The sequence below is a fragment of the Variovorax sp. 278MFTsu5.1 genome (assembly GCF_048305045.1).
Lineage (GTDB): Bacteria > Pseudomonadota > Gammaproteobacteria > Burkholderiales > Burkholderiaceae_C > Variovorax > Variovorax guangxiensis.
This window is the reverse complement of the sequence record NZ_CP157622.1, coordinates 6,643,819-6,661,292: the sequence shown is the minus strand read 5'-3', so window position 1 is coordinate 6,661,292 and position 17,474 is coordinate 6,643,819. Positions and strand designations below refer to the sequence as shown.

The following is a 17,474-nucleotide window of genomic DNA, read 5'->3' as shown; positions in this document are numbered from 1 at the left end:
GCTACCGGCGCTCCACCACCATCGGCGAGATGTGCAGGCTCTCGCGCAACTGGGCGATGACTTCGCCCGCCGCGTTGCGCGAGGCAAAGGGCCCCGCCTGCAGCCGATGCGTTCCGGCTTCGCTGAACACGCGCAGCTGCGACGCCAGCGAAGGTACGCCGCGCGCGGCCTGGGTCAGCAGGCTCTGTGCACCATCCCGCTCGCGAAAAGCGCCGAGCTGAACCCAGAAGCCCGGCAGCGCCGCCGAGGGTTGCGCTGCGCTAGGAGAGGGTGACGCCGGCGCAGCCTGCAGCGGCGCCAGGTCATTGACCACGATGGCCTGCCGAGAGGGCGGAATCGATGGCGGCGACTGCGCCGATTCGGACTCTGCCCCGGGCGGCAGTGCAGCGGCCATCGGCGTCTGCGGCGCCACCGGCATCGTCGAAACCTGCGATGCATCGTTGCCCGCTGCTGCGACGGGCGCCGTCCATTCGGCTGGCACCTGCACCGGTTGTTGTGGCACGCGCGCCGACGGCACACGCACGGGCGCAGGAACAGCAGCCGGAACCGGAGCCGCCGCATACGCTGTCCCCGAATCGCGCCGCCATGCGCCCGTGCGGATGTCGTCGTTCGTGATCCGCTCGATCTCCACTGGCGCTACGCCGCGCAGCAGGTCGAGCTTGAGCGCGGCCGTGTAGCTCAGGTCGATGATGCGGCCGTCCACGAAGGGCCCGCGGTCGTTGACGCGCACGATCACCTCGCGCCCGTTGGCCGGATTGCGCACCCGAACGTAGCTCGGCAGCGGCAGCGTCTTGTGCGCGGCCGTCATGGCGTACATGTCGTAGGGCTCGCCGCTGGACGTGGACGCCGCGTGGAACTTGCGCCCGTACCACGAGGCCAGCCCCGATTCGCGGAACGGCCGGTCGTCGGTGATCGGCACATAGCCGCGGCCCAGCACCGTGTAGGGCTTGCTGGTGCCGCCCATGCTGCGGATGGGCTCGACGCGGGGCTCGGCGTCGGGCATGCTGGCGAGGTCGGGCGGAATGTTGGTGCCGGGGCCATCGCGGCCGCTTGCAACACCGCCGCCGCTGCGCGGGCCGCTGGCACAGCCCGCGAGAAGAACGGCGACGGCTACCGCGCACGCCGCCAGCGCGGTGGTGGCCGGGGAACGGGTTCCCTCAGCCAAATACCGCCTTCCAGAGCGCCAGCATGGCGTCGCGCTCGGCTGCCAGCGCGGGCGGCGTGACCTGCGTGGGCTCCTCGTTGAGGCGCGCGCGGTGCTGCACGCGGCGCAGCTCGCGGTAGGCGCGCGCCGCGCCACGGCCCACGCCCTCGGGCAGCAGCCCGGCCAGTTCGGCGCGCAGCAGCAGGGCGATGTTGCCCACGTTCGGAATCAGCTCGGGATGCTCGGCCGAGGACGACAGCACCAGGAACTGCACCGCGAACTCGGCATCGACCATGCCGCCCGGACTGTGCTTCACGTCGAAGCGGTCGGCCTTCACCGGCCGCGCGCCGCGCAGCTTGTTGCGCATCGCGATGATCTCGGCCTTCAGCGCCTCGCGGTCGCGCGGCGCCACCAGCACGGCCTCGCGCACCTGGTCGAATCGCGCGCCCAGTTCGGCGCCGTGGTCCTCGCTGCCCAGCACGAAGCGCGCGCGCGTCATGGCCTGGTGCTCCCAGGTCCACGCGGTGTTGCTGCCGCGGCCGAGCTGGTACTTTTCGTAGGCCTCGAAGCTGGTGGTCAGCAGGCCGGAGTTGCCGTTGGGCCGCAGGGCGGTGTCGATCTCGAAGAGGTCGCCCTCGCGGGTCTTCACCGTGAGCCAGTTGATGAGCTTGCGCACGTAGGCCGCATAGACCTCGCCGGCGCGCTCGTCGTCGTCGTCGTAGACGAACACGATGTCGAGGTCGCTGCCGTAGCCCAGCTCCTTTCCGCCCAGCTTGCCGTAGCCGATGATCGCGAACTGCGGCACCTCGCGATGCCGGTTGCGCACGTGCGGCCAGCACCAGCGGGCGGTCACGCGCAGCGTGGCGTCGGCCAGCGCGCTGAGGTCGTCGGCCACCTGCTCGACGGTGAGGCGGCCGTCCACGTCGCGCGCCAGCGTGCGGAACACCTCGGCGTGATGCGCATGGCGCAGCAGGTTCAGCAGCCGCTCCTCGTCGGCTTCGCCGGTACGGGTGAGCGATGCGTGGCGCGCGTCGAGTTCGCGCTCGAACTCGGCCGCGACGAAGCGGCCCGAGAGCATCTCGTCGCTCGCGAGCTCGTCGATCACGCCGGGGTGCTGCATCAGGTAGCGCGCGGGCCACTTGGCGGCGCCCAGCAGGCGCAGCAGGCGTTCCTGCACGGCGGGGCGCTCGACCAGCAGCGCCAGGTAGCTTTCGCGGCGCAGCAGCGGCTCGATCCAGTCGGCCCAGCGCATGGCAGCGTCGACATGGCGCGGGGTCTGGCCCGCGCCGTCGCCGTCGGGTTCCTTCAGCCACTGGCCGGTGCGCTGCACCAGCTGGCGCAGGCGCGCGCGGGTTTCCTCGCGCAGGGCCAGCACGCGGGGCTGCTCGCACCAGTCGCGGATGCGCTCGGCGAACACCGGGGGCAGGTCGCCGAGCAGGTCGGCCAGATCGGCGGGCGCGGCGGCCTTCTTGCCATTGCACTTGCCGTTGCAGGGCTTCTCGCCGCCCAGCAGCTTGTCGAACTCCTGCGCGACGAACTCGCGGTGCGTATCGAGCTGCTCGAGGAAGGGGCAGCAGCTGGGGTAGCCCATGCTCTGGGCGATCCAGCGCAGGTCGTCGTCGGACACCGGCAGCACGTGGGTCTGCTGGTCGTCGAGGTACTGGATGCGGTGCTCGACGCGGCGCAGGAACTCGTAGGCCGCGGCCAGCGAATCGGCCGTTTCCTGCGGCATGAGGTTGGCGCGCGCCAGGCGCTGCAGCGCGTCGAGCGTGGGCCGCGTGCGCAGCTCCGGAAACTGGCCGCCGCGCACCACCTGCAGCAACTGCACCGTGAATTCGATCTCGCGGATGCCGCCGCGCGAGAGCTTCACGTCGTTGGCGCGCTCCGGGCGTCCGGCGCTGCGGCGCGCCGACTGCTCGCGGATCTGCCGGTGCAGCACCCGCAGCGAATCGAACACGCTGTAGTCGAGATAGCGGCGGAACACGAAGGGCAGCACCGCGCCGCGCAGCCCCTGGGCCTGGCCTGCGAGCACGATGTCGCGCGGCGCGACCACGCGGCTCTTCATCCAGGCGAAGCGCTCCCACTCGCGTCCCTGCACCTGGAAATACTCTTCCAGCGCATCGAGCGAGACCACGCTCGGGCCCGAGTTGCCGTTGGGCCGCAGCGCCAGGTCGACGCGGAACACGAAGCCGTGCTCGGTGGTGTCGCCCACCAGCGCATAGATGCGTTTGACCGCCCGCGCGAAGTACTCCTGGTTGGCCAGCCGGCCGCGCCCGTCGGCATCGCCCTGGGTCTCGCCGTCGACGTCGTAGAGATAAATCAGGTCGATGTCGCTCGACACGTTGAGCTCGCGCGCGCCGAGCTTGCCCATGCCCACGATCCACAGCTGCGCGCGCTGGCCTTCGGGGCCCAGCGGGGCGCCGTGCGACGCGTCGAGTTCGCGGCAGGCCTCTTGGCACGCGATGTCGAGCGCCAGCTCTGCCAGCTCGGTGACGGCGGTGGTCACCACGGCCAGCGGGGCCTGCTCGTCGCAATCAAGAGTTACAAGCCGCTCCATCACGAGCTGCCGCACAATGCGCAGAGCGTCGCCGACGCCGTCCCCGCGCTGGCGCAGTGCCTCGTAGGCCACCGTCATCGATTCGCGCCGCGGCGCGCCAGGGGGAAGCAATGAAAGCTCGGCTGCATACCTGCGGCGCAGGCGCTGCACGAACCTCGAATACGAAGAGAAGGCGTCTTTCGGCGCCGAAGAATTGGGAGAAATGGTGTCTGGCAACTGGTTCACACCGATGCTGGTTTCCGTGGAACCCGTCTGAAAGCTGGCGGTCATAATTCCGGACACAGCGCGATCCTCAATGAACGACACGGCGTCTTCCCCTTCACGTCTGCTCAAAATCACCGCTGTGACGGCGCGCTGGCTGCTGGGTCTGTTGATCGCTGCATGGCTTCTGCTGGCGCTGTCGGTCGTTGTCCTACACGCGTGGATTGTGCCGCGAATCGGCGATTTCCGAGACGCGCTGGAGGCGCAGGCTAGCAAGGCCATCGGCGTGCCGGTGCGCATCGGATCGATCACCGCCCGCTCCGAAGGGCTTTTCCCGGCCTTCGAACTGCGCGACGTGGTGCTGCAGGATTCCGACAACCGCGAGGCCCTTCGCCTCGCGCGCGTGGTGGCCAGCGTGTCGCCGCGCTCGCTCTGGCGGCTCAACTTCGAGCAGCTCTACATCGAGCGCCCGCAGCTCGATGTGCGCCGCGACTCTCAGGGAAAACTCCATGTGGCTGGTTTGCACATGGCCACCGATACGACCGGAGAAACCCGGGGTGCCGACTGGTTTTTCGCGCAGCGCGAGCTGGTCATCGAAGGCGGCACCGTGCGCTGGACCGACGAGCAGCGCCAGGCCGAGCCCCTGCTGCTGACCGACGTGCGCTTCGTCGCGCGCAACAGCGCCCGGCGCCACGGCCTGCGCCTGGACGCCACGCCGCCTGCCGGCTGGGGCGAGCGCTTCACGCTGCGCGGCCAGTTCCGCCAGCCTCTGCTGTCCATCCGCAGCGGCCACTGGCAGACCTGGGACGGCCAGATCTATGTCGACCTGCCCTACATCGACGTCACCCGGCTCGGCCAGTACGTCTCGCTCGACGCGCGCATCCGCGAAGGCAACGGCGCGCTGCGACTGTGGGCCGACGTGGACGACGGCCAGGTCGTCGGCGGCGCGGCCGACCTCGGGCTCGACAAGGTCGACGTCTCGCTCGACAAGGGCCTGCAGCCGCTGGTGCTGCGCGCCGTCACGGGCCGACTCTCGGGCCAGCTCACCGAGGAGACGCTGGAGTTCGCCACCACCGCGCTGCAGTTCGACACCACCGACGGCCTGCGCTGGCCCGGCGGCAACCTCTGGCTGCAGCACACGCCCGCCAGGGGCCGTACCCCCGAGCACGGCGCGCTGCGCGCCGACCGGCTCGACCTGGCCGCGCTCGCCCTCATTGCCGACCGGCTGCCGCTGGGCGACGCCACGCACCGCCTGCTCGACAGCTACGGGCCGCGCGGCCTGGTCGAGCACGTCGACCTGAACTGGCAGGGCTCGCTGGGCGCGCCCACCCGCTACCAGGCCAAGGGCCGGGTCAGCGGGCTGCGCATCGCTTCCCAGCCGGCGGCGGCCGATGCAGCGACGCCCGCTGCAACAACGGCAACGACGACCACCGCCACCACCACCACGGCACCGCACAGGATCCACACCGGCACCCCCGGCCTGAGCGGCGCCACCGTCGACTTCGACGCCACCCACACCGGCGGCACCGCCACGCTCGCCATTGCGAAGGGCACGCTCGAATTCCCCGGCGTGTTCGAGGAGCCGGTCATTCCCGTCGATCGTCTCTCCACGCAGCTGCAATGGAAGCTCGACAACGGCAATGGCAACGCCCAGCTGCAGATGTCCAAGCTCAGCTTCGCCAACGTCGACGCCGAGGGCGAGGCCCAGGCCAGCTGGCGTACCAGCGATCCGGCCACCTCGAGCAGCAAGTCACGCTTTCCGGGCGTGCTCGACCTGCAGGGCAAGCTCACGCGCGCCGACGGCACGCGCGTGTTCCGCTACCTGCCGATGGACATTCCCCAGCACACGCGCGACTACGTGCGCGAGGCCGTCACCAAGGGCGTCGCGAGCAGCGTCGACTTCCGCGTGCGCGGCGACCTGCACGACATGCCGTTCAAGGACCCGAAGCAAGGCGACTTCCGCATCGTCGCCAAGGTGTCGGACGTCAACTACGCCTACGCGCCGCCCTCCATCACCAACGCCGCGCCTTCGCGCAACGGCACGCCCCCTCGCGTCTGGCCTGCGCTCACGGGCCTGTCGGGCGAGCTGGTGTTCGAGCGCGACAGCATGCTGGTGCGCAACGCGCGCGGCCGCCTGGCCGGCACCAACGGCGTCGAGGTGACCAAGGGCGAGGCGCTGATTCCGGAGCTGTCGCACCACGCGCAGGTGCTTCGCGTCGACGTGCAGGCCAAGGGCCCGCTGGGCGAGGTGCTGCGCGCGGGCGCGCCGCTGGCCGGCCTCGAGCCGGGCGGCGTGGGCGAAATCATGCAGGCCGCGCGCGCCACCGGCTCGGCCGACTACAAGCTGCACCTGGAGCTGCCCCTGGAGGCCATGGACAACGCCAGGGTGCAGGCCAGCGTGGCGCTGGCCGACAACGAACTGCAGGTGGTGCCCGAGGCACCGTCGTTCACGCAGACGAAGGGCACGGTCAGCTTCACCGAGACCGGCTTCTCGCTGGCCGGCGTGCAGGCCAGGCTGCTGGGCGGAGACATCCGCGTCGAAGGCCGCGGCCGCTTCAGCGGCCCCAATCGCGAGGTCGCGCTGAAGGCCCAGGGCACGGCCACCGCCGACGGCCTGCGCGGCGCGCGCGAGGTCGACTGGCTCGCGCGCCTGGCGAAGAAGGCGACCGGCAGCACGCCCTATGCCGCCACCTTCTCGGTGCGCGACGGCGCGCCCGAGTTCTCCCTCACCAGCAGCCTGCAGGGCCTGGCGCTGCAGCTGCCGCCGCCGCTGGTGAAAACGGCCGAGGAACAGATGCCGCTGCGCATCGAGAAGAAGGTGCTCGCGCGCGAGACCACGAAGCACGGCGCGACGGTGGCCACGCAGGACCAGCTCTCGCTGGACCTCGGCCGCGTCGGCGCCATCCAGTACGTACGCGATCTCGTGGGCAACGAGGCACGCGTGCTGCGCGGCAGCATCGGCGTGGGCCTGGCGCAGGGCGAGACGGCAAGCCTGCCCGACAAGGGTGTGTTCGCCAACGTCAACGTCGCCAAGCTCGACATGGCGGCCTGGCAGGCCCTGCTGGGCGAGGCCACCGGCACGAGCGCGGATGCCCCCGAGCGCCCCGACGATCCGTCGATGGCCTACCTGCCCACGCGCATCGCGGTGCGCGCGCAGCAGCTGGGCATCGCGGGCCGCACGCTGCACAACGTGGTGCTCGGCGGCACGCGCGAGGGCAGCGTCTGGCGCGCCAACGTCGACGCCACCGAACTCAGCGGCTATGCCGAGTACCGCCATGCGCAGGCCGGGCGTCTCTACGCGCGGCTCGCGCGGCTGAAGATCGCGCCCTCCGAGGCCACGCAGGTCGAGACCCTGCTCGACGAGCAGCCCGGCAACCTGCCGGCGCTGGACATCGTCATCGACGACTTCGAGCTGCTGGGCAAGCGCCTGGGCCGCGCCGAGATCGACGCGGTCAACCGCGGCGGCGCGGGCCGCGAATGGCTGCTCAACAAGCTGACCTTCACCATGCCCGAGGCCAGCTTCGCGGCCAAGGGCACCTGGGCCGCGGTGCCCGGCGCGCCGGCCGGCCAGCGCCGCACCGCCATGACCTTCAGGCTCGATGTCGCCGATGCCGGCGAGCTGCTCACGCGCTTCGGCATGCCGGGCGTGCTGCGACGCGGGCGCGGGCGGATGGAGGGCGACGTCAACTGGCGCGGCTCGCCCTTCTCGCTCGACTACCCGAGCCTGGGCGGGCAGTTGCAGGTCGACGTGGAGCAGGGCCAGTTCCTCAAGGCCGACCCCGGCCTGGCCAAGCTGCTGGGCGTGCTGAGCCTGCAGGCGCTGCCGCGCCGGCTCACGCTCGATTTCCGCGACGTGTTCAGCGAAGGCTTCGCCTTCGACTTCATCCGCGGCGACGCGAAGATCAGCAAGGGCATCGCCAGCACCAACAACCTGCAGATGAAGGGCGTCAACGCCGCCGCGCTGATGGACGGCTCGGCCGACATCGTGCGCGAGACGCAGAACCTGCGCGTGGTGGTGGTGCCCGAGATCAACGCCGGCACCGCGGCGCTGGTGGCCACCGCCATCAACCCTGCCATCGGCCTGGGCACCTTTCTTGCGCAGTGGGTGCTGAGCAAGCCGCTCGCGGCCGCGGCCACGCAGGAGTTCCACATCGAGGGCACCTGGACCGACCCCAAAATAGCGAAGGTGCCGCGCACGCTGCAGCTGCTGCCGCAGAGCATTCCCGGCGCGCCCGGCCTGCCGCCCGCCTCGCAGACCGCGGACGACGGCAAGAAAACGGAGAACAAGCAATGAAAGTCGCAGCCATCCAGATGGTGTCGGCCATCGCCCGCGAAGCCAACCTCGCGCGCGCCCACGACCTGCTCGCGCAGGCCGCCGCGGCCGGTGCCGAGCTCGCGGTGCTGCCCGAGTATTTCTGCATGATGGGCGCGCGCGACACCGACAAGCTGAGCCTGCGCGAAACCGCCGGCGCGGGCATGGTGCAGGGCTTCCTGGCCGATGCGGCGCGCGAGTTCGGGCTGTGGATCGTCGGTGGCACGCTGCCCATCGAGAGCACCGATGCCGAGCACGTGTTCAACAGCTCGCTGGCCTTCTCGCCCGACGGCCGCTGCGTGGCGCGCTACGACAAGATCCATCTCTTCTTCTTCGACAACGGCACCGAGCGCTACGACGAGCGCCGCGTCATCGCGCCCGGTGCGAAGCCGGTGGTGTTCGAGTTGCCCTCGCGCGACGGCCACCGCTGGCGCGTGGGCATGAGCGTGTGCTACGACCTGCGCTTTCCCGAGCTGTACCGCGCGCTCGCCAAACAGGGCGCCGACCTGCTGCTGGTGCCCAGCGCCTTCACCCGCACCACCGGCGCCGCGCACTGGGAGGTGCTGCTGCGCGCCCGCGCCATCGAGAACCTGGCCTGGGTGGTCGCGCCCGCGCAGGGCGGCACGCACGAGAACGGCCGCCAGACCTGGGGCCAGTCGCTGATCGTCGACCCCTGGGGCACGGTGGTGGCGCAGCAGGCCACCGAAGAAGGCGTGGTGCTGTTCGACATCGACGCCGCGAAGGTGCAGAGCACGCGCACTCAACTGCCCGTGCTCTCGCACAGCGTGATCTAGGAATGACCCCCAGGCTTGCCCACTTCGTGTGGCCGCCAACCCCCTTCCAGGGGGCAACACCTGCGGCCCGGCAAAGCCGGTTCCGCGGTGTTCCTGGAACAAGCCACGTACCTTGCGTGCGGCGGTGTTGCCGGTATGTCTGATGCGCTGCTGACCGTTGCACCGCAGCGATGGGCGCTGCTGGCCTATGCGCGGCTGCGCTCGCTGTGGCAGCGCTGGTTCCTGTGGCTGCTGCTGGCGGTGCTGGTGTCGGTGCTGCTGGTCACGGTGGTGTGGCTCGCGGGCCGGCACGAGGTCGAGCAGGTGCAGGCCGCGCTCGACCGCGACACCGCCGACGCGGTCTCCGACCTTCGCAGCGGCTTCCAGCGCAACGCGCAGAGCCTGCGCGCCACGCAGGCGCCGGGCGCCGATGCCGCGAAGTGGTCGGAGGTGGCCTCGGCATTGCTGCGCGAGCACCGCGAATGGCTGCGGCTCGAATGGCGCGACTCCGCGCTGCGCCCGCTTCAGGCCGTCAATACGCCCTACCGCATGCGCGTGCTCGACGAGGACACGCGCGGCCCCGATCAGTCCGACGTGACGCTGGCCTGCGCCGCCGCGCGCAAGCTCGGCGCGTCGGCCTACTCGCCCAGCCACTACGTGCCCATCGCGGGCGGCGGCGGCATCGAGGTGATGGAACTGTGCGTGCCGATCGACGCAGGCGGCTATCTGGTGGCGAGCTATTCGCTGCGCGACGCGCTGATCGAGCTGGTCGGCCCCACGCTCACGCGCGGCCAGGAAGTGGCATTCACCGAGGCCGACGGCACGCGGCTGGTGGCGCTTGGCAGCTCGCGGCGCACCGGCACGCGCGTGTTCACATCGCAGCAGCTCATCGACCTGCCGGGCACCTCGCTGATGCTGCGCGTGGACGGCTGGCGCGCCGCGCCCGACCTGTTCCCGAACATGCTGACGGCGCTGGTCACGGCGATCTCCATCGCACTGGTGTCGGTGCTGGTGCTGCTGGCGCGCGACACGCGCCGGCGTCTGCGCGCCGAGCGCGACCTGGCCGACGCGCTGGCCTTCCGCAAGGCGATGGAAGACTCGGTCATCACCGGCCTGCGCGCGCGCGACCTGCAGGGCCGCATCACCTACGTCAACCCGGCCTTCTGCGAGATGGTGGGCTTCAGTCCCGAGGAACTCATGGCGGACAACGCGGAGGCGCCCTACTGGCCCACCGAGCTGGCCCACGAGTACCAGCAGCGGCAGGCGCGCCGGCTCGCGGGCGGCATGCCGCCGCGCGAGGGCTTCGAATCGGTCTTCATGCGCAAGGACGGCACGCGCTTTCCGGTGCTGATCTTCGAGGCGCCGCTGATCAACGCGCACAAGGTGCAGACCGGCTGGATGAGCGCGTTCATCGACGTGAGCGAGCAGCGCCGCATCGAGGAGCTCTCGCGCGCCAGCCAGGAGCGGCTGCAGGCCAGCGCGCGGCTGGCCACGGTGGGCGAGATGGCCTCGCTGCTGAGCCACGAGCTGACCCAGCCGCTGGCCGCCATTGCCAGCTACGCGAGCGGCTCGCTCAATCTGCTGGGCCCCGATGCCAGGGGCGACCAGGGCGAGGTGGCGATGGCGGTGAAGCGCATCGCCGAGCAGGCCGACCGAGCCGGCCAGGTGATCCGCAGCGTGCACGACTTCGTGCGCCGGCGCGACCGCACGCGCGAGGCCGTGGCGCCGCAGGCGCTGATCGACGCGGTGCTGCCGCTGGTGCGGCTGCAGGCGCGCAAGCTGGGCGTGATCATCGAGGTGGTGCTGGAAGACCGGCTGCCCGCGGCCATGTGCGACCGCACCCTGGTCGAGCAGGTGCTGCTGAACCTCGCGCGCAACGCGATGCAGGCCATGGACAGCCCCGACAATGTCGGCAGCCGCGTGCTGCGGCTGCGCGTGGCGCGCGCCACGGCGGTCGGCGGCGCGGTGCAGGAGGACGGCCGGCGCTGGCTGGAGTTCTCGGTGGCCGATCTCGGCAGCGGCATCGGCCAGGACGTGGCCGAGCGGCTCTTCACGCCCTTCTTCACCACGCGCGCCGACGGCATGGGGCTCGGCCTGAGCCTGTGCCGCACGGTGGTGGAGCAGCACGGCGGGGCGCTCGTGTACGAGCCCAACAAGCCGCGCGGCACCGTGTTCCGGTTCACGCTGCCGAGTACATGATCACCCCCAGGCTTCGCGCACTTCGTGTCGCTACGCCAACCCCCTGCAGGGGGCGGCGCCAGCGGCCCGGCAAAGCCGGTTCCGCGGCGCCCCGGAAAGGGCACGCGTTTGATTTGGAATTGATATGCAACCGCTGATCGACGGCTTGATCTTCATCGTGGACGACGACGCCAGCGTGCGCGAGGCGCTGGCCTGGCTGCTGCGCTCGCGGCGGCTGGCCAGCGAGCACTTCGCGAGCGCGGAGGCGTTCGAGCAGTTTCTCGACCAGGGCCCGCTGCCGCAGCAGCCGCTGTGCCTGCTGCTGGACGTGCGCATGCCCGGCACCAGCGGGCTGGTGCTGTTCGACCGCATCGTGGAGCGCGGCCTGCTGCCGGCGATGCCGGTGATCTTTCTTACGGGCCACGCCGATGTGCCCACGGCCGTCGACGCGGTCAAGCGCGGCGCCTTCGATTTCTGCGAGAAGCCTTTTTCGGACAACGCGCTGGTCGACCGCATCGAGCACGCGCTGAACGCGTCGCTCCAGGCGCTGGAAGTGCAGCGCGCGCGCCGGGGCCTTGCCGAGCGCGTCAGCGAGTTGACCGAGCGCGAGCGCGACGTGATGCGGCTGGTGATCGAGGGCCTGCCCAACAAGCTCATCGCCGACCAGCTCGCGATCAGCGTGCGCACGGTGGAGGTCCACCGCGCGCGCGTGTTCGAAAAGATGGAAGTGAAGTCGGCCGTCGAACTGGCCAACCGTCTACGAGAACTCTAGCGCCGGATTCTTCGCGGAACACCGCGGAACCGGCTTCGCCGGGCCGCTGGTGTTGCCCCCTGCAAGGGGGGCGGCGCAGCGACACGAAGTGCGCGAAGCCTGGGGGTTAGCTCAGGAACACCGCGGAACCGGCTTTGCCGGGCCGCTGGTGTTGCCCCCTGCAAGGGGGTTGGCGCAGCGACACGAAGTGCGCGAAGCCTGGGGGTTAGCCCTTTTCCGCGACGAAGATTTCCACGCGGCGGTTCTGCGCGCGGCCGGCTGCCGTGCCGTTGTCCGCCAACGGTTCGCGCGAGCCGCGGCCGTCGGTGGTGATGACGGTGGTCGAGACGCCGCGGCTCACGAGGTGGTTGCGCACGCTGTCGGCGCGGCTTACCGAGAGGCGCTCGTTGCCTTCCTCGCTGCCGGTGCTGTCGGTGTGGCCGACCACGCGCACGCTGGCGGCGGTGGCGCTCTTCAGGCCTTCGGCGACCTTGTCGAGCACCTGCGCCAGGTTGCGCTTGACGTTGGCGCGGCCGGTGTCGAACGACAGCTCGTTCGGGATCACCAGGTGAAGCTGGTTGTCGGCGGTCTGCTCGATCACGACGCCCGTGCCCTTGGTGGAGGTCTCGAGGTCTGTCTTCAGGGCGGCCAGGCGGGCTGTCCAGCTGTTGGCCGGTGCGGCCGGAGCAACTGCGGGCGCGGGGGCCGGCGGCGGCGCCGACTGCGATGCGCAGCCCGCGATGAACAGCAACGCGGCGGCGGCCGCGCCAGAAACAACAAACTTCCTCATGAGATTCCCTCTTAATGGACCAATGGAACGGTGATGGCGGGAACCGGCCTTTCAGCGCGGCCGGTTTCCCTTCGTGTGCTGGAGATCGTCAGCCTCGCGGCGCGCGCTCGCCCACGTAGATTTCGACGCGGCGGTTCTGTGCCCTGCCGGCGTCGCTGTTGTTGTCGGCGATCGGTTCGTGCGAACCGCGGCCTTCGATGCGGAAGATCGCAGCGTTCACGCCGCGCGCCACGAGGTAGTCGCGGGTGCTGGCGGCGCGTTCGACCGACAGCGGGTTGTTGATGGCGTCCGAGCCGGTGCTGTCGGTGTGGCCGATGATGCGCACCTCGGCGTTCGGGTTGCCGCGCAGGCCGCTGGCGAACTGGTCGAGCACCGGCGCGAAATTTGGCTTGATGTTGGCGCGGCCCACGTCGAAGGACACGTCGCTCGGAATCTGCAGCTTCAGCTCGTTGTTTTGCGTCTGCGTCACGGCCACGCCGGTGCCCTGGGTGGCGGCCTCCATCTGGCGCTTCTGGTTTTCCATGCGCTGCGACCACAGGTAGCCGCCCAGCGCGCCGGCTGCCGCGCCGACCACCGCACCGGTGCCGATGGCGCCGCGGTTGCCGCCAGTGGCCGAGCCGATCGCGGCGCCGCCAAGCGCACCGATGCCGGCACCGATGCCGGTGTTGCGCTGCGTGTCGGTCATGCCGCCCGCGCAGCCGGACAGGACGAGCGCGGCGGCGGTGGTGGCGAGTACGAACTTTTTCATGGCGTTCCCTTTCAAGGTTGGATCAGGCGGCACAGCTTAGCCTTCGGGGAGTGCGTGATGGTACGGGCTCAAAGCCCTACGGAAAATAAGAAAAGTTTCGTCATCGCGCATGAATGCTGCGATGATTGCTACCAAAGTAATAGCAATGGAGTGGTTGTCCGACAGTGCGCAGCGGCAGGGGACTGCACGAGCAATTCACGCTTCGGGCGGGCGCTTCCCTTCTTCGGTAACGCGGCCGGCTTCGGGCTCGTCGCCGTCGTCGTGCAATTCACCCTTGTTGCGCCCGGAAAACATGGTCCACCAGATGATCAGGATGAACACGAGTCCCGCGGCGAGGGCTTCAAGCAGAATCAAACCCATGAGAAATGGACTCCAGTGGCTGGTCGGGCTTGTGATCGTAGCAACGCTCGCCGCCTGTTCCACCGGCCCGCGCACCCCCGAGCCGCCTATCCGCCCCCCTGTCAGCCAGCCACGCGACCTCGGTCCGCTCACAGGCTCGCTCGCGCACCCCAAGAGCCGGTGGGTGCCTGTCGGCTGGGGCGAGCTGCCCGGCTTCGGCGAAGACCCGCTGCACGAAGCGTGGATCGCGCTGCTGGCGAACTGCTCACGCCCCAACGCCGCCTTCGCGCCGCTGTGCCGCGACGTGCGCCAGCTCGCCATCGCCACCCCCGAAGAGCAGCGCCAGTGGATGACCGAGCGGCTGCAGCCCTATCGCGTCGAGGCGCTCAATGGCCAGATCGAGGGCAAGCTCACCAGCTACTACGAGCCGGTGTACGAGGCCTCGCGCGTGCCCACCGCCACCTTCAACGTGCCGATCTACCAGGCGCCCGACGGCCTCGTGCCGCGCCGCCCCTGGTACACGCGCCAGGAGATCGAGACCCTGCCCGAGGCACAGGCCGCGCTGCGCGGGCGCGAGATCGCCTGGATGGCCGACCCGATCGACGCGCTGATGCTGCACATCCAGGGCTCCGGCCGGCTGCGCATCACCGAGGCCAACGGCTGGCAGCACACCGTGCGCATGGCCTTCTCGGCCACCAACGAGCAGCCCTACCGCAGCGTGCAGCAGTGGCTCGTCAGCCAGGGCGTGACCAAGGTCGGCAAGTGGCCCGACGACACCAAGGCCTGGGCCGCGCAGAACCCGCAGCGCGTGGCGCAGATGATGTGGAGCAACCCGCGCTACGTGTTCTTCCGCGAGGAAACGATGAGCGAGGTCGATGCCGCATTCGGCCCGCGCGGTGCGCAGGGCGTGCCGCTCACGGCCGGCCGCTCCATCGCGGTGGACCGCGAGAGCATTCCCTACGGCACGCCGGTGTGGCTGGCCTCCAGCGGACCGGCGGCGCAGCTGCAGAAGCTGGTGGTGGCGCAGGACACCGGCAGCGCCATCCTCGGCGCGGTGCGCGCCGACTACTTCGCGGGTACCGGCGCCGAGGCCGGCCGCTTCGCGGCGAGCATGAACCAGCCGCTGCGGCTGTGGGCGCTGTGGCCGCGGCAGTTGCCCGCGCCCTGAATCGCCAGGAGGGCAAATCCGGACCAGGTTTCGATGAAGGGTTTCTGAAAAGACCTGATTTAACCTGACTGGAGGCTGATCAATTCACGGAGTCGTCATACGAAGTGCCTAACTTCGCGGGCTGGTTTTTCCCCAACCCACGAAGAAAGACATTGCGCATGACCGCAAACACCCGCTCCGACGATCGCCCGGTCGAAATCGAAGACATCGGCACCAACACCACGTCGAACCCCTCCTTCACCGACCTGATCGCCTCGCGCCTGAGCCGTCGCCACCTGTTCGGCCTGGGCGTCGGCACCGCCGGCACCGCGCTGCTCCAGGCATGCGGTGGCGGTGGCGGCGGCGGTACTGCCTTCCCCGTCCTTCCTCCGGCTCCGGCGCCTGCCCCGGCGCCAGCGCCCACTCCGGCGCCCAGCCCTGCGCCGATGAAGCTCGGCTTCAATGCCGTTGCCAAGAGCCTCGCCGACGTCGTCACCGTGCCCGCCGGCTACACCGCCAGCGTGCTGTACCGCCTGGGCGACCCGATCGCCACGAGCGTGGCCGCCTACAGGAACGACGGCACCGACGCAGCCGACACCTACGACCGCCGCGCGGGCGACCACCACGACGGCATGACCTACTTCGGCATGAACGCGTCGAACAAGTGGGACGCCACCGGCGCATCGCGCGGCCTGCTCGTGATGAACCACGAGGCCATCACACCGCTGTTCCTGCACCCCACCGGCCAGACCATCGTCAGCGGCGCGCGCACCGTGGCCGACGAAGTGCTGCGCGAGTTCTACCTGCACGGCGTGAGCGTGATCGAGGTCAACAAGAGCGGCAGCACCTGGAGCTACAAGCAGGACTCGACCTTGAATCGCCGCGTCCACACGCTCACCGAGATGAGCTTCTCGGGCCCCGCCGCCAAGACCGACTACCTGAAGACCAAGTACTCGACCGACGGCAGCAAGACCCGCGGCACGCTCAACAACTGCGCCAACGGCACCACGCCGTGGGGCACGTACCTCACCTGCGAGGAGAACTGGGCCGGGTACTTCCGCCGCATCGCCGCCAATGACGATGCCAACCGCACCGCCAAGGAACTGGCTTCCTTCAGCCGCTACGGCGTGGCCAGCACCGGCCGCGAACTCTGGGCCACCGTCACGCCCGACACTGCCGACAACCTGTACGGCCGCTGGAACACCGAAGTCGTCGCCACGAGCGGCACCGCCGTCGACGACTACCGCAACGGCGCCAACACCTACGGCTGGGTGGTCGAGATCGACCCGTTCAACCCGTCGAGCACCCCGAAGAAGCGCACCGCGCTCGGCCGCTTCGGCCACGAAGGTGCGTGCCTGGGCCCGGTCGTGGTCGGCAAGCCGCTGGTCTGGTACATGGGCGACGACTCGCGCAACGAGTACATCTACAAGTTCGTGTCGACCAAGAACTGGGACGCGGCCGACATCGGTGGCGGCATGGCCGCTGGCGACAAGTACATGGACGACGGCAAGCTCTACGTCGCCAAGTTCAAGGCCGACGGCACGGGCGACTGGCTCGAGCTGAAGCTCGGCGTCAACAACATCACCGCGAGCTATTCCGCCTATGCGTTCGCCGACGCGGCCGACGTGGTGGTCAATGCGCGCCACGCCGCCGATGCCGCCGGCGCTACCAAGATGGACCGCCCCGAGTGGACGGCCGTCAACCCGAAGACCGGCGAGGTCTACGTCACGCTGACCAACACCAACTCGAGCTCGCGTCCGATCGGCAAGACCGACGCCGCCAACCCGCGCTTCTACAACGACAAGACGACCGCCGGCAAGGACCAGAAGGGCAACCCGAACGGCCACATCGTGCGCTTTGCCGACACCAACGGCGATCCGACCTCCGTCACCTTCAAGTGGGACGTGTACCTCTTCGGCGCGCGTTCCACCGCGTCGGCCGATGTCAACCTCTCGCAGCTGGGCGCCGACAACGACTTCTCCAGCCCCGACGGCATGTGGTTCAGCCAGGCCGCTCCCGGCCTGCTGTGGCTGGAGACCGACGACGGCGCGTACACCGACGTGACCAACTGCATGCTGCTGGCCGCCCTGCCGGGCAAGGTCGGCGACGGCGGCGCGAAGACCATCACCAACGTCGACGGTTCCACCACCGCAACTCAGGCTACGTTCATCGGCAAGGCCCCCGGCACCGATGGCCTGCGCCGCTTTCTCGTCGGTCCCATCGACTGCGAGATCACCGGCATCGCCGAATCCGGCGACGGCCGCGCGCTGTTCGTGAACATCCAGCACCCGGGTGAGAACACGGCCAGCACGAACATCTCGGATCCGACGAAGTTCCTCAGCCACTGGCCCGATGGCGGCAACGCCCGCCCGCGCTCGGCGACCATCGTCATCACGAAGAACGACGGAGGCCTGATCGGCCTCTGATCGGCGCAACAACCTGCCTCTTCCGGGAGACACCGCGGAACCGGCTTCGTCGGGCCGCAGGTGTCGCCCCCGGCGAGGGGGGGCGCAGCGACACGAAGTGTGCGAAGC

The 17,474-nt window shown here is 69.9% G+C and carries 11 protein-coding genes; 6 read left to right on the top strand and 5 right to left on the bottom strand.

Features of this window, described 5'->3' with window-relative positions; translation table 11 throughout:
- Window position 1: 1 nt before the first annotated feature.
- Together ABL844_RS31105 and glnE are read right to left on the bottom strand one after the other, a co-directional pair.
- The gene (locus ABL844_RS31105) at window positions 2–1,165 is read right to left on the bottom strand and encodes a septal ring lytic transglycosylase RlpA family protein (protein ID WP_418130010.1); all 1,164 of its coding nucleotides are present in this window, start codon (window positions 1,163–1,165) and stop codon (window positions 2–4) included.
- Window positions 1,158–3,971: a bifunctional [glutamate--ammonia ligase]-adenylyl-L-tyrosine phosphorylase/[glutamate--ammonia-ligase] adenylyltransferase gene (glnE, locus tag ABL844_RS31100; RefSeq protein ID WP_418123362.1), complete on the bottom strand. Its 2,814-nt coding sequence runs from the start codon at window positions 3,969–3,971 to the stop codon at window positions 1,158–1,160. The genes ABL844_RS31105 and glnE overlap by 8 nt, the downstream gene beginning before the upstream one ends.
- A gap of 25 nt (window positions 3,972–3,996) precedes the next feature.
- On the opposite strand from glnE, the gene ABL844_RS31095 reads away from it, so the two are divergent.
- From ABL844_RS31095 to ABL844_RS31080, 4 genes are all read left to right on the top strand, one after another.
- A complete protein-coding gene (locus ABL844_RS31095; protein ID WP_418130009.1) occupies window positions 3,997–8,196 on the top strand; it encodes a YhdP family protein in 4,200 nt (1,399 codons plus the stop codon).
- Window positions 8,193–9,008: a carbon-nitrogen hydrolase family protein gene (locus ABL844_RS31090; RefSeq protein WP_418130008.1), complete on the top strand. Its 816-nt coding sequence runs from the start codon at window positions 8,193–8,195 to the stop codon at window positions 9,006–9,008. The genes ABL844_RS31095 and ABL844_RS31090 overlap by 4 nt, the downstream gene beginning before the upstream one ends.
- 135 nt (window positions 9,009–9,143) lie before the next feature.
- A complete protein-coding gene (locus tag ABL844_RS31085) occupies window positions 9,144–11,186 on the top strand; it encodes a two-component system sensor histidine kinase NtrB (RefSeq protein ID WP_418123356.1) in 2,043 nt (680 codons plus the stop codon).
- A 124-nt stretch (window positions 11,187–11,310) separates the two neighbouring features.
- Window positions 11,311–11,937, top strand: a complete 627-nt coding sequence (locus ABL844_RS31080; protein ID WP_126021072.1) for a response regulator transcription factor — start codon at window positions 11,311–11,313, stop codon at window positions 11,935–11,937.
- 205 nt (window positions 11,938–12,142) lie between these two features.
- Here ABL844_RS31080 and ABL844_RS31075 read toward each other — a convergent pair whose 3' ends face one another.
- The 3 genes from ABL844_RS31075 to ABL844_RS31065 all read right to left on the bottom strand — a co-directional run bounded on the left by ABL844_RS31075 (window position 12,143) and on the right by ABL844_RS31065 (window position 13,814).
- Window positions 12,143–12,706, bottom strand: coding sequence for an OmpA family protein (locus tag ABL844_RS31075; RefSeq protein WP_126021073.1), 564 nt, complete (start codon window positions 12,704–12,706; stop codon window positions 12,143–12,145).
- An 88-nt stretch (window positions 12,707–12,794) separates the two neighbouring features.
- Window positions 12,795–13,454: an OmpA family protein gene (locus ABL844_RS31070; protein ID WP_126021074.1), complete on the bottom strand. Its 660-nt coding sequence runs from the start codon at window positions 13,452–13,454 to the stop codon at window positions 12,795–12,797.
- Window positions 13,455–13,649: 195 nt separating this feature from the next.
- Window positions 13,650–13,814, bottom strand: coding sequence for a hypothetical protein (locus ABL844_RS31065; RefSeq protein WP_165909574.1), 165 nt, complete (start codon window positions 13,812–13,814; stop codon window positions 13,650–13,652).
- On the opposite strand from ABL844_RS31065, the gene ABL844_RS31060 reads away from it, so the two are divergent.
- Complete coding sequence (locus ABL844_RS31060) at window positions 13,813–14,961, top strand: murein transglycosylase A (protein WP_126021075.1); 1,149 nt, start codon at window positions 13,813–13,815, stop codon at window positions 14,959–14,961. The genes ABL844_RS31065 and ABL844_RS31060 overlap by 2 nt on opposite strands.
- A gap of 158 nt (window positions 14,962–15,119) precedes the next feature.
- Window positions 15,120–17,366, top strand: a complete 2,247-nt coding sequence (locus tag ABL844_RS31055) for a PhoX family protein (protein ID WP_418130007.1) — start codon at window positions 15,120–15,122, stop codon at window positions 17,364–17,366.
- Window positions 17,367–17,474 lie beyond the last annotated feature (108 nt).